Annotated in this window: 11 protein-coding genes; 5 read left to right on the top strand and 6 right to left on the bottom strand. The window is 40.5% G+C overall.

The features are described from left to right. Positions 1–78: 78 nt before the first annotated feature. The 4 genes from ggt (at position 79) to JWP71_RS16300 (ending at position 3,909) form a co-directional block, all read left to right on the top strand. Positions 79–1,755, top strand: coding sequence for a gamma-glutamyltransferase (gene ggt, locus JWP71_RS16315; protein WP_299502136.1), 1,677 nt, complete (start codon positions 79–81; stop codon positions 1,753–1,755). Between the two features lie 67 nt (positions 1,756–1,822). Then, entirely contained in the window at positions 1,823–2,263 is a 441-nt protein-coding gene (locus tag JWP71_RS16310; protein WP_299502340.1) for a MarR family transcriptional regulator, read from the top strand. A 115-nt stretch (positions 2,264–2,378) separates the two neighbouring features. Further along, a complete protein-coding gene (locus JWP71_RS16305) occupies positions 2,379–2,903 on the top strand; it encodes an FKBP-type peptidyl-prolyl cis-trans isomerase (protein WP_299502133.1) in 525 nt (174 codons plus the stop codon). A 97-nt stretch (positions 2,904–3,000) separates the two neighbouring features. Beyond that, positions 3,001–3,909 carry an FKBP-type peptidyl-prolyl cis-trans isomerase gene (locus tag JWP71_RS16300; RefSeq protein WP_299502130.1) on the top strand — a complete coding sequence of 303 codons (909 nt, stop codon included), beginning with the start codon at positions 3,001–3,003 and terminating at the stop codon, positions 3,907–3,909. Between the two features lie 98 nt (positions 3,910–4,007). On the opposite strand, the gene JWP71_RS16295 is transcribed toward JWP71_RS16300, so the two are convergent. The 6 genes from JWP71_RS16295 to dapF form a co-directional block, all read right to left on the bottom strand. After that, the gene (locus tag JWP71_RS16295; RefSeq protein ID WP_299502127.1) at positions 4,008–4,928 is read right to left on the bottom strand and encodes a TIGR01777 family oxidoreductase; all 921 of its coding nucleotides are present in this window, start codon (positions 4,926–4,928) and stop codon (positions 4,008–4,010) included. A 93-nt stretch (positions 4,929–5,021) separates the two neighbouring features. Further along, the gene (locus tag JWP71_RS16290) at positions 5,022–7,913 is read right to left on the bottom strand and encodes a DEAD/DEAH box helicase (protein ID WP_299502124.1); all 2,892 of its coding nucleotides are present in this window, start codon (positions 7,911–7,913) and stop codon (positions 5,022–5,024) included. 207 nt (positions 7,914–8,120) lie between these two features. After that, positions 8,121–8,684, bottom strand: a complete 564-nt coding sequence (locus tag JWP71_RS16285; RefSeq protein ID WP_299502121.1) for an isochorismatase family cysteine hydrolase — start codon at positions 8,682–8,684, stop codon at positions 8,121–8,123. Between the two features lie 28 nt (positions 8,685–8,712). After that, on the bottom strand, positions 8,713–9,990 hold the full coding sequence (locus JWP71_RS16280; protein WP_299502118.1) for an MFS transporter: 1,278 nt from the start codon (positions 9,988–9,990) through the stop codon (positions 8,713–8,715). Positions 9,991–10,054: 64 nt separating this feature from the next. Continuing rightward, positions 10,055–10,672, bottom strand: coding sequence for a TetR/AcrR family transcriptional regulator (locus tag JWP71_RS16275; RefSeq protein WP_299502116.1), 618 nt, complete (start codon positions 10,670–10,672; stop codon positions 10,055–10,057). A gap of 324 nt (positions 10,673–10,996) precedes the next feature. Continuing rightward, the gene (gene dapF, locus JWP71_RS16270; protein ID WP_299502114.1) at positions 10,997–11,788 is read right to left on the bottom strand and encodes a diaminopimelate epimerase; all 792 of its coding nucleotides are present in this window, start codon (positions 11,786–11,788) and stop codon (positions 10,997–10,999) included. 197 nt (positions 11,789–11,985) lie between these two features. Here dapF and JWP71_RS16265 point away from each other — a divergent pair, with 197 nt between their 5' ends. Next, a complete protein-coding gene (locus tag JWP71_RS16265; protein WP_299502111.1) occupies positions 11,986–13,533 on the top strand; it encodes a Do family serine endopeptidase in 1,548 nt (515 codons plus the stop codon). The last annotated feature ends 46 nt before the right edge of the window (positions 13,534–13,579 follow it).

Genomic DNA, 13,579 nt, shown 5'->3' with positions numbered 1-13,579 from the left:
CAAAAAAAAGGCCATATTGTTTAACTAAACTTTAGGCAATTATTTAATAGCTTAGATGGGTAATTAAATAAGGTTGCCATGAATGTTACTTGCAGAAAAGTGAATTTTATACTGTTTTTTTTATTGTTGGCTAATTGCTTAAAAGCGCAAAATAACCAAAACGGGATGGTAGTTTGTGCCTATCCGGATGCCAGTAAAATTGGGGTTGACATATTAAAAAAAGGTGGTAATGCGGTTGATGCCGCGGTAGCGGTACAATTTGCGCTGGCGGTTGTTCACCCTTCGGCCGGTAATATTGGGGGCGGTGGGTTTATGGTTTTCCGCTCATCAAAAGGAGAAACTAACACACTTGATTTTAGAGAAAAAGCGCCGGCCCGGGCCACAACCAATATGTACCTGGATGCAAAAGGTAATATCATACCAGATCTAAGTCTTGCATCGCATCTGGCATCGGGTGTGCCCGGATCAGTGGATGGCATGGTAGAGGCTCATCATAAATATGGTAAGCTAAAATGGGCAGATTTGGTGCAACCTGCCATTAACCTTGCAACCAACGGTTATAAAATTACTGCCCGCCTTGCAGGCGAATTGAATAGAACGCATGATACATTTATAAAAGCTAACCCCGGTAAACCTTATGCCCTTGTAAAAGATGAGCAGTGGAAAGAGGGCGATGTGCTTGTACAGGCAGATCTGGCTAAAACGCTAGTGTTAATACGCGATAATGGCCGCGCCGGGTTTTATGGAGGGAAAGTTGCCGATGAGATAGTTGCAGAAATGAAATCAGGGAACGGACTGATATCAAAAGCCGATCTGGCCAATTACCATGCTGTATGGCGCAAGGCCATAAAGGGCAGTTATAAAAATTATAATATTATTACTATGCCGCCACCGTCAAGCGGGGGTATTGCTTTGCTTCAATTACTAAAATCTGTAGAGAAATATCCTTTACATAGGTGGGGGTATAACCAGGACTCGACCGTAAGGCTGATTGTTGAGGCAGAGCGCCGGGTATATGCAGACAGGTCAATATATCTTGGCGACCCTGATTTTTACAAAGTGCCGGTTGATAGTTTACTGCGCCCCGCTTATATTGATTCGCGTATGAGCAGCTTTAGCTGGAACGCCGCAACACCAAGCAGCAGTATACAGGCAGGTAAATTTGTTGGCTATGAAAGTGACCAAACAACACATTACTCCATAGTTGATAAGGAGGGGAACGCGGTTGCAATTACAACTACTTTAAATGGCTCATACGGGTCGAAAATATTTGTGGGCGGCGCCGGATTTTTGCTGAATAATGAAATGGATGATTTTAGTTCAAAACCAGGTACGCCAAATATGTATGGATTAATTGGAGGCAGGGCCAACAGTATACAACCCGGCAAACGTATGCTATCCTGCATGACGCCTACCATTGTTGAAAAAGATGGCAAGTTGTTTATGGTAGTTGGTACCCCGGGAGGCGCTACAATTATTACTTCGGTATTTCAAACCATACTAAATGTTATTGAATTTGATATGAATATGCAGGATGCCGTTGCGGCAAAACGCTTTCATCATCAATGGCTGCCTGATAATATTCAAGCGGAGAGAGGCGCGTTAAGTGAAGGCATCCGTACTAAACTGGAAAAAAACGGATACGCGGTAAAAGAACAGGGAGCTATTGGCCGGGTTGATGGTATTTTAAAAACCAAGGATGGCTACCAAGGCGGTGCCGACCCAAGAGGCGATGATACCCAATTAGGCTGGTAATTTTTTTAATAAAATTTACTTACAATTGCGTAATACAAATGATAAGCTTATTAACATGCCCGGGAGTATAAAACACCAGGAAACCATTGATTATTTTTTAAAAGTAGTTTGGCAAACTGTTGCTAACAGATATAATGCCCTGGTTACTGATTTTGGTATAACCCAGTCAATAGGTTACTTGCTAATTAATATTGACGAGGAGGAGGGGACCACGGTTTCGCAGGCTGCGGCATTACTGGGACTAAAATCAACCAGTCTTTCACGTATGTTGAACCAGCTGGAAAAAATCGGCTTGATATATCGTGAATCAAATTTAGGTGATAAACGGTCGGTTAAAATATATTTAACACCATTAGGTAAAGAAAAACGCCAGCAGGCCCGTGCGGTAGTGAAAGAGTTTAATAACTATTTAAACACGCACATCAGCGAAGCGGATAAAGTATATTTAACAGATATGCTAAAAAAAATAAACCAACTCACGCTCAATTATAAGCCCGAAACCCGCTGATAAATAGTGGATAACGACCAATATTAAAAGCATGAGCCTTATTATTAAATGTTAAAAAGTGTTAAGCTGCTGTTTTTGAATTATAAAAGAATAAATTTGCTTTTTGTAAATGTAAATGAACAGGGCAGCGTTAATTATATTGCTTTTATGTGCTTGTTTTGCAGCTTGTATAAAAGCGCCGGGCACCAGTTTGGTTGCATACAAGCAACAAGCAGCAGTTGACGATAAGATAATTACCGATTATTTAGCGGCTAACCCCGGATTAAATGCAAAGAAAATTGATACTTCGGGAGTTTATTATATTGTGAAACAGCAGGGTACAATAAATGCGCTATATACAAATTCAACCCTGGTTACGGTTGGTGATACGGGTAGGGTACTATCAGTAAGCGGTGACCCGGTTTTTACGCAAACTAATGAATTTCATCCGTCATTTGTATTGGGAAGTGTAATACTGGGATGGCAGTTAGGTATTCCTCAAGTTAAAAAAGGCGGGATTGTACGATTGCTGATACCCTCACGTTATGCATACGGCCCAAATGCACAACCGCAAATAGGGGTATCATTTGGATTAACGAACGGTTTACCGGCAAATGCCGTGCTTGATTTTGATATACAATTATACGATGTAAGCAATTAAACATATTAACCTAATACAATACAACTACTGAAAAAGGCAACGCACTCTCTCAGAAGTATAAATTAAACTACTGAGCGATACGAAACAATAATTACAAATGAAACAAACTATTTTTACTTTTTTATTTTTCACTGTTATAGCACTGGTTTCTTGCAAGAAAAATCAATATAATCCAGATATTTTACAGTATGATGAGGACCAGATAACCGCCTACATTAAAGCCAATGGATTAACCGGCATGGTGCGCGATACTTCGGGCATTTATTATAAAATAATTACACCGGGTACAGGTACACCATTACAATATACCGATAGTCTGGCAATGGTGTACAGCTTTAGCAGCTTTGACGGAAAATACCTGTCTCCTGATACTATACAAAATCATTTTGAGGATTTTATGGGGCATATTTCTACCCCCGATAATTATCCTTATGGCTTACAATTTATTATTCATAACGTAATAAATCAAAAAGGCGCGGTAGCGCGGATACTTATTCCATCGCATTTGGCTTATGGCGTTAGTGGCATTGGATCAGGCAGCTCCTCCGTAACAAATGGAAAAATATTAGGCAACCAATGTTTAGATTATAATATCCATATCATTGCTAATCAGGACGCCTATGACCAAACGTTGATTACAAAATATATTTCAGACCAGGGTTTAAGCAGTAGTATGAAATACGATCCTGCCGGTTTTTGGTATTCTATAAGTATACCGGGTACGGGTACTGTACCTATAACTAATAATACCACCGTTACTGCTACTTATACACTTAGAACGCTTAACGGCATTGTTGTTGCTGAGGCTAATTCAAATACTGTTGCAATTGACATACCTGATATTATGAGGGGTATGCAAATAGGGTTGGAAAAATATGGCTCCACAGGTGCGTTAATGTCATTTATTATACCATCATCATTAGCTTATGGGAAAAACCTTACCGGATCGATACCGGCCAATAGCGTTCTTAGATATGATATACAGATTGATGATGTTACTCCTTAATATAATTTAACCACCAAACATAAAAATTCTAAATATTTACGAAGTGAAATTCGTAAATATTTTTCTTTTCAAGGGTTCCTTTTACCAAAATGGAACACCTATTTATTGATATCCTTTTTATAGATATCTTTTAATGCCCAGGTTAAGGTAGGGTATTGAAACTTAAACCCCGCCTCCTCAATTTTTTGTGCCGATACTTTTTGGCTGTCCAAAATTATGGTGCTCATTTCGCCCAACAACAAATCTAAAGCAAATGCAGGTACCTTAGGCAACCACAATGGCCGGTGCAGCTCTTTAGCAACCGCTCTGGTTAATTGTTTATTGGTAACCGGGTTTGGCGCTGCCATATTGTAAATACCGCTTAAATTGTCGTTTTCTATGCTGTACAGGTATAGATTAATTACATCCTGCTCATGTATCCACGGTATCCATTGTTTACCATTACCTAAGGGCGAGCCCAAACCAAATTTTACAGGCGCTGCCAATTTTGATAAAGCTCCGCCTTTAGCATCAAGCACTACCCCCGTGCGTAATTTTAATACGCGTAAACTCAAACTCTCGCCTATATCAACCGCGTGCTCCCATTGCAGGCAGCAGTTAGCCAGGAAATTGCTTCCCGGTGCGCTATCTTCAGTAAGTAATTCATCACCCCTGTCGCCATAATAGCCGGTGGCTGATGCAGAGATGACGGTGCTAACCTGGTGGCTTTTTCGTTTAAGCAATTGATAAACAAGGCCGATTGATTTGGTGCGGCTTTCTATTATTTCTTTTTTCCGTTTATTGGTCCAGCGTCCTCCGGCAACACTTGCGCCCGCCAAATGCACTATGGTGTCAACCCCTTCAATACAACGTTCATCTATTTGCCATTTGCTAACATCCCATATATAGGTTTTAACCTTAGGGTCGTTTCCATGTTTGCGGCTTAAATGGCTCACAGCGTAACCTTTATCCAGCAAGAGTTTAGTTAGTTTGCTTCCAACTAAGCCCGAACCGCCGGTTAATAAGATGCCTTTACTCATTTAGCTGTAATAAGTTATAATTTATAAATGGTAACAACGTATTGATAAAGGTGTTTCAAAAACTATATCAGGCAATATGCCGGATAAAAAGTTTTATCCTAAAATCTCTTTTATATCGTCGGCTGTTAACGACTTAATAAAGCTTTCCTCGGTAGTTATTAAAGCGCGCGATAAACTTAGCTTGCGTTGCTGCAGGGCCAATATTTTTTCCTCTACCGTATCTTTAGTAATGAATTTATAGATAAACACATTTTTAGTTTGGCCTATGCGGTGGGTACGGTCAATGGCCTGTTGCTCAACGGCAGGGTTCCACCACGGGTCCAGAATAAAAACGTAGTCGGCCTCGGTAAGGTTAAGCCCCACACCACCGGCTTTTATCGAGATTAAAAACACCCTTGTTTTTTCATCTTCCTGGAACTGTTTAACCACATCGCCCCGGTTTTGTGTACTGCCATCCAGGTAAACGTAAGGAATATGTTGCTCATCAAAATGATTGCGATAAATACTCAGCTGTTTTACAAACTGCGAGAAAATAAGCACTTTATGTCCGCCATCAAGTACAGTATTTAAGGTGTGGGTTACGTTTTCAAACTTGCCCGAGTCGCCTTCATAATCCTGGTCTATCATGTACGGGTGATTGGCTATCTGGCGTAATTTGGTTAAACCTTGCAATACTTGTATCTGCGTTTTAGCAAAGGTGCCATCCTCCAGGCTTTTTAACAGCTCGTTACGGTATTCTGATTTTACCTCTTCATAAACCGCCGCCTGCTCCTCGCTCATCTGGCAATAAAATAGGTTTTCGGTTTTTGGCGGCAACTCTGTGGCTACCTGCTCTTTGGTGCGGCGCATTACAAAAGGCTTAATTAAAGCCTGTAGTTTGCGGGCCTTATCTTCATCCTTTTTCTTTTCGATGGGTGTTACAAACTCATTCTGAAAATATTGCTGCGTACCCAGCAAGCCCGGGTTAATGAACGACATCTGTGTCCACAGGTCATTAACCGAATTTTCGACCGGTGTGCCGCTTAATATCAGCTTAAAACGAGATTTTAACTGTTTAACAGAATGAAAAGATTTTGATGATGGGTTTTTAATATTCTGGCTCTCATCCAAAATAACATAATCAAAAAAGTAGGCTTTAAGCAGTTCAATATCTATCCGGCTGATGCCGTAGGTGGTTATCACCACATCATAATTAGCAAACACCTCGGGCGATTTATAGCGGAAGGTGCCGGTATGTACCATTAATCTTAACTGCGGGGTAAACTTTTTAGCCTCGTTAAGCCAGTTATATATCAGCGAGGTTGGCATAATAACCAACGAGGTGCTTTTGCTTCCTTCAGCCACGGTATCTTCTTTGTGTTTTTGCAATAAGGCTAAAGTTTGTATGGTTTTTCCTAAACCCATATCGTCGGCCAGGCAACCCCCAAAATGATAATCCTTCAAAAAGTGAAACCAGTTGTATCCTGCCTGCTGATAATGCCTTAAGCTGCCCGAGAAGTTTTGTGGCATGCTTATTTCATCCAGTTGTTCAAAATCGGTTAGCTTTTGCAGCTTACGGCTCATGGTAACTTCGGCCATTTCGCCGGCAAGATCATTTACCAGGCCTATGTGGTGCCTGCGCAGTTTAAGTCCGTTGCCGCCCTCGCTAAAATGCAGCAGGTTGCCATATTGTGAAAACCATTTTTCGGGAATTACGGCTATCTCGCCGGATGGCAGGGTAAATTCTTTTTTATGGTTGAGGATATGGTTTTTAAGCTGTATAAAAGGTATACGGTACGGCCCGAAATAAACAATGGCATGAATGTCAAACCAGTCATTATCTTCCTTAACCTCCAGATCAATTTTGCTGGTACCAAATACATAGCGTTTTTGCCCCTCGGGTTGTTCAATCTCAAAGCCATCTTCTATCAATTCATCATGGTGCTGGTTAAGCCATTCGAATATTGAGAAGGCGTGGTTGGTATCTTCATCATTATGCGCTACTTCCAGGTTTTGAAAAAGAGATGAAACCGTTTTTAATCCTAATGCTTCTAATTGATTCAGTTTGTTTTTTTCCCAGGTTACAGAGCGTTTAATGCGATGGAAAGTGTAGTTATCACCCTCGCGCTCAATACGTACAGAAATGGTCCTGCCATCCCCGTAAGGGAAAATATACCCCGAATATTTAAAATAAAGCTGCAGCTGTGAGGTGCCTGCTTCAATATATATGGGCTTTAATATGGGTTGGGCCTCGTGTTTTTCGGTATCAATGGTAAAGCCCTCGGCATATACATTATGCTTTTCTATAAGCGGGGCCACAAACTTTTCAAAGTATGATTGCTCTGACGAACGCGGGATGGCGATATACCGTTTATTTAAAAACGGCAGCAGCTTTTTACCTTCTATCTCTTTATCAAAATGATACAAGATATCGTCCATCAGCATCCAGGCGGGGTGGTTGCAAATTATCTCGGCATTTTTAAACATAAATTCAATACGCATCCCCTTGTACTTAATAGTAGGGAAGTAACGTATTTCCTCTTCATTACGGCGAAAGTGGAACAGTACAGATGCCGGTTCATCCGCAATTTGCAGTTTGCGCTCGGCAGGGTAGCCTTCCTTGCTCATTTGGTAAACCTTTTTGTTGCCAAGCAGGATGAGCGCGTCGGCCATGCGCTTTTCTATTTTTGGGCGGATGGTTTCAAAAAGCTGCTCGTTAAATATTTTAGCAAAGAACTCTGATGGGCGGATAGGCTTTTTATAGAATTTTTTAATAACATTCCCCTGCTCAATTTCTTCTAAAAGCTTAATCAGCTTTAAATCGGTATCATCAATACAATGAACAAACTCTGTAGCAGTATTTGAGAATAAACGCTGGTGGGTTAAAGAAAATTCGCCGTTTGGATTTAGCTGAACTATGTGTGGCTCAATAACATAACCCAAATATTCATGCCGTGCAATGGCATAAATTATCTGGCAGGGTTTTGAACTATCAACACGTAACATTAGCTTCTTGCAAAAAATTTAAGAGAAGCTACATCAACAAAAAATTCAAACCTAAACAGAATTTATAGCAAGTGGAAATATTTGGAGTTAAATAATTATTAACAGTGTGAGTTGAGCTGTTATTTGCACCTACAGTATATACGCATTTAGCTGGTTAATTAAACCCCCACCTTCAGGTAGGGATTTAATTAATTTGGATAATAATTATTATATTTTATTCCATTCATCAATAGTAAGTACTTCTGCCTGGCGCGGGAAGATCTTGGTTGTAAGCACGCTGTGTACTTCCTCGTCTCCATCGGCGCAGCAATCTGCCAAAATAGTGAGGCGATAGTCCTTATCGGCAGCTTCACGCACAGTTGACAATACTACACCGCTGGTAGCAATACCTGTAAGTACCATGTGCCCAATATTCAGTGATCTTAAAATCACTTCAAGGTCGCTGCCGGAAAATGCACTAACACGACGTTTTATCACCGTTATCTCATCTGCCTTCGGTGCTAAATCCGGATGGATTTTTATAAATTCATCGGCACTTAAGTTGGCAAACATTTCCTTGCTGGCGGCAAAGCCTTTATTGTTCATGTTTATTTCAGGGGCTCCCTGTCTAAATCCTACTACAACATATATAACAGGCATTTTTTTTTCGCGTGCATTGGCTATAGCTTTTGCAACATTACCGATAATCCCTGCGGCATCTGGCAACCGGCTAATTATGGCAATTTGCATATCCATTACCAATAGGGCGGTGTTTTTTGTAAGTTGTTCCATTTTTTTGTTTTTTATGATTAATAATTGACTAAATTTTTTCTATTTCTAATTCATGTGTTTTTTTAAACTGCTCCCTGTTTTTTCCACCGGGTTTATCCTTAATTAGTAATTTAAAAAACAGTGCAGCTATGCCAATGGCTATTATTCCCTGGCAAAGCATCGTTAAAGGGGCGGTTATTTTTTCAGAAATCGTTCCAATAAGCAGGCTTCCCAAAGGCAACATTCCAAAATAGCCCATGGCAACGTAACTCATTACGCGGCCCCGCATATGTGAAGCCGCCTCCATCTGTATAGTGGTAATGCAGGCAGTTGTGGGCATTAATGACCCAAAACCTATTAAAACGGCAAATGGCATGGCAACGGGAAAATAACTGATACGGGAAAAGATTATCAGTCCCACACCTAAAATAACGATACTCATCAATATAATGATTCGCATATTGGTTCCTTTTTTTAGCGAAGCGAAGAATAAACTGCCCATAATAGCCCCTAAGCCCATAAAACTGCTGATATACCCAAAAGTAGCCGCATTGCCTTTAAAAATGACTTTGGCAAAAACAGGCACCATCGTATCGTAGGGTAAAACCAGCAAGCTTAATACCACGATCAGTAGTATAATTGTGCCAATGGCGGGTGTCTGTTGTAGATACCGAAAGCCTTCGGCAAGCTCGTGGCTAACTTTCTTTTTTACCGCAGGCGGCTTAAATTCAGGCAACTTCATGAGCAATAGCGATGTGATTACCGCTACAAAGCTTAACGCGTTCAATGAAAAGCAGATGCCGGCGCCAAATACCTGCAATATGATACCTGAAAGCGCGGGCCCTACCAACCTGGCTATATTCACCATGGCCGAGTTGAGTGCAAGTGCATTAGCAAGATCTTCTTTATCGTTAATCATCTCATGCACCATCGGCTGTCTTGCAGGCACGTCAAAGGCATTGATGATGCCTAATACAACACTTAGTGTCAGTATTTCCCAAATTACATAATGATTGGTTAAAATTAACGCGGCCAACAATATGGCCTGTATCATTGAGGCTGTTTGGGTAATCAGTAATATTTTATGACGGTTGTACCTGTCAGAAACAACTCCTCCGGGCAGGGAAAGCAAAAAAGAGGGAAACTGCTGTGCAAACACGGCAAGCCCAAGCATAAATACCGAATGCGTAAGCGAGTATATGACCCAACTCACCGCAGTTCGTTGCATCCAGGTGCCTATTTGTGAAACGGACTGCCCGCTAAAAAACACGGCGTAGTTACGGTTCCGGAATGCACGGAATAGGCTGGATGTTTTGTCTGTCTTCATTAATATAATAATTATAAGCATTTCGACATTTTTTGTCATTGTGTCGAAATTATATCAAATTTTTTTATCTCTTTAATCCGTACATAATCATGTGGGTTAATGTATTAACCGCAGGTTCAATCCCTTCAAAATTATTTTCCATAACCATTTCGCGTTTTAAGCCGTGTAAACTGCTAAGCAGCACAAAAATCAGCACAGCCTGATCTTTTTCATCTATCGCACGTAATTCGCCCTTTTCAATTCCGCCTGTTAAAATTTGACTAAGTAAAGCGCCTTCCTGTTTCATAACTAGGCTATGATGGATAACCTTGGTTTTGTTAAAATGAGACATCGCATCGGCATCCATACCGGCATCTAATGTGTTATAAAATGCTCTTTTTTCGCGCAGCACCTTTAGTTTAGTAACACAAAAAGCATTTATCTTCTGTTCAACACCCGGTACCTCGCCTACAGCGCGGGCAATTGCCGTAAGCATTTCCTTAATTTCAATATCCATTACGGCGTCAAATATTTCATCCTTACTTTTATAATAGTAGTAAAGTGAGCTTCGGCTCTTACCAATGGCTTTGGCCACATCGTCCATTGTTACTTTATGAAGGCCGTATACCTGGAATAACCGTTTAGCCGCCTGCAGGATTTGCTCCTGGATAACATCTTCTTTTAAAGGGTTGCTGACGGACATGAAGAAATGAATATTAATTTATACAAATTTAATATTTTTTAGACATTTAAACAAATTATGTCAAAAAGATTAGAAAAAAAGGTGTTTCATATCAGGTGTTTCACTCTGTTTTTGCAAAAAATCGCCAAACAGCGTAAAGTACTTATTATAAATAACTTATGTGTCTTTACCTAAAGCTTTTGTACTGTTTCAAAGTGTTTCACTCGTTTTGTCAAATTACTAAATATCAATAGGTTAACCCAAAAGAGTGTTTCATGTGTTTCATATTTTGTGAAACACTTACATTGGTCTTTTTTAAAATCCCACGGTAATTATAAATCCAGATTAAACGTTAACCTCTACTTCTCCCTCAAAAACTTGCACTGCCGGTCCTTCTAAAAAAATATGGGTAAAGGTATTACCATCATAGCTAAAGCGGATATTTAAATCGCCGCCTAAAACTTTTATAGGGGTCTCAATGGTACCAGTTTGGTTGTTGTGTTTGGCCATAGCAAGCGCTACCGCCGTAACGCCGGTGCCGCAGGCATAGGTTTCATCCTCCACACCACGTTCAAATGTGCGTACAAAATAACCGTTGCCGTTTGGTTCAACAAAATTTACGTTGATGCCGTTGGCGTGGTAAGTTTCGTTATTACGGATGGCGTGGCCTTCGGTATACACATCTTTATTAGCTAAATTATCGGCAAGAGTTACATAATGCGGCGATCCGGTATTTAAAACATACGCGCCGGCATCATTGGTAATGGTGTCCACATCAATCATTTGCAGGCTCACCCAATCGCCGGTTTCTGAAATTTTGGCATGATGCGGGCCATCAACTGCCAAAAAATCTGTTTCGTTTTTTATAATGTCTAAAAATTTTGCAAAGGCTACAATACAGCGCCCGCCATTGCCGCACATGCTGCTTGGCTGGCCGTCGGCATTATAATAAACCATCTCAAAATCAAAGCCTTCTTTATTCTGAAGAAACATAATGCCATCGCCGCCAACTCCAAAACGGCGGTCACATAAATGTGCAATTAGCTTCACATTGTGATGGTTTATACGGTTTTCGCGGTTGTCAACCAATATAAAATCATTGCCGGCACCCTGGTATTTATAGAAATGTATCTTCACAATATATTATATATAATAGTATTTTTTATTTTTAGGCGACAACCACAACAGTCAATTACAACGTATAAAGCTGTAAGGTTAAATTTAACATTTTTTAACAAAAGTTATTATAACTTATCATTGCAAATACCGTCTTATTGGTATTAAATTTGAACTACAAAAATAAATATAACAAACAGAATAATAAGGATAATAAGATGAAAAGAATTGGTTTAACATTATTAACGGCTTTTGTAGGTGGCGCCATGGCATTGGGCTCGTACAAACTGATCGAAAAGAAGTATGCTGATAACATGAGCATTGATGATAAGCAAAAGGTTTACTTTGCAAGTAACCACTTATCGCCGGCTATTACATCATCAGCGGGCGAGGTTGATTTTACACAGGCTGCGGCAGCGGTAACGCCGGCGGTAGTTTACATTCGTACAACTTACCCCAGCCAGGCAGGCAATAGCCAGCAAGATATGATGCAGCAAATGTTTGGCGATATGTTTGGACAGCGCACGCCGCGCCAAAACACGCCGCAAATGGCTTCAGGTTCGGGTGTAATTATATCGCCTGATGGCTATATCGTTACCAATAACCACGTTGTAACAAGAGCTGATAAAATTGAGATCACAACAAATGATCACCGCCATTTTACAGCCAAAGTAATAGGTACAGACCCTAATACAGACCTTGCTTTAATAAAAATTGATGCTTCAAACCTGCCTATTGTAAAGTTAGGTAACTCTGACGATGCAAAAGTAGGAGAGTGGGTGTTGGCAGTTGGTAATCCGTTTAACTTAACTTCAACAGTTACAGCGGGTATCGTTAGCGCAAAAGGCCGTGGTATTGGCATCATCGGAAGAGAAGATGACCAGGATGATAACCCGTTTGGCCCAACCCGTATGCGTTCGCAAGATCCTAAGCCAAACACAGGTATAGAATCATTTATACAGACAGATGCTGCCATTAACCCCGGTAACAGCGGCGGCGCGTTGGTAAATACTAAAGGCGAACTGATAGGTATTAACTCGGCAATTGCATCGCACACAGGTTCATACGAAGGTTATGGGTTTGCTATCCCTATTAACCTGGCTAAAAAGGTATTGAACGATATTCAAAAATATGGCGCGGTTAAACGTGGTTATATAGGCGTTTCTTTTGTAGATCTTAGTGATCCTGCAAGTGCCGAAAAAGTAAAAAGTGATAAAACCAACGGATTATACGTTGATGAATTAGTTGCCGGTGGAGGCGCAGAGGCTGCAGGATTGAAAAAAGGCGATATCATCACTAAAGTGGAAGGCGTTACCGTTTACGAATCATCAGATTTGCAGGAACGTGTGGCCCGTTTACAGCCCGGTGATAAAATTCATTTAACCGTTATGCGCGATGGTAATGAAAAAACCTTTGATGTTCTGCTTAAGGCTGGTGCTCCGGTTGTCCGTACTGCTGTGGTTTCAAAATCAGCAACAGAACTGTATAACAAATTAGGTGCAAGCTTTATGCCGGTTACACCTGCACAAAAAAGTAAATTCCATTTGAATGGCGGTGTAATAGTAACACAAGTACGTGATGGCGGTATATTTGATAGTTTTGAAGTTCCGGTAGGCTCGGTTGTTACCAAGATCAATCAACAACCAATAAACAGCGTTGCTGACATTGACAAAGCAATAACTAACCTTAAAAACGGCAACGTAGTTATTAGCGGTTACTATCCTGATGGTGGAAGCTTTAATAACAGCTTTATGGTAGGCCAGTAATTAAATAATATTATAAATAGAAAGACCCGGCTTATGGCCGGGTTTT

This window comes from Mucilaginibacter sp., assembly GCF_028287845.1.
Taxonomy (GTDB): Bacteria; Bacteroidota; Bacteroidia; order Sphingobacteriales; family Sphingobacteriaceae; genus Mucilaginibacter.
This window is presented reverse-complemented; position numbering and strand designations above follow the sequence as displayed.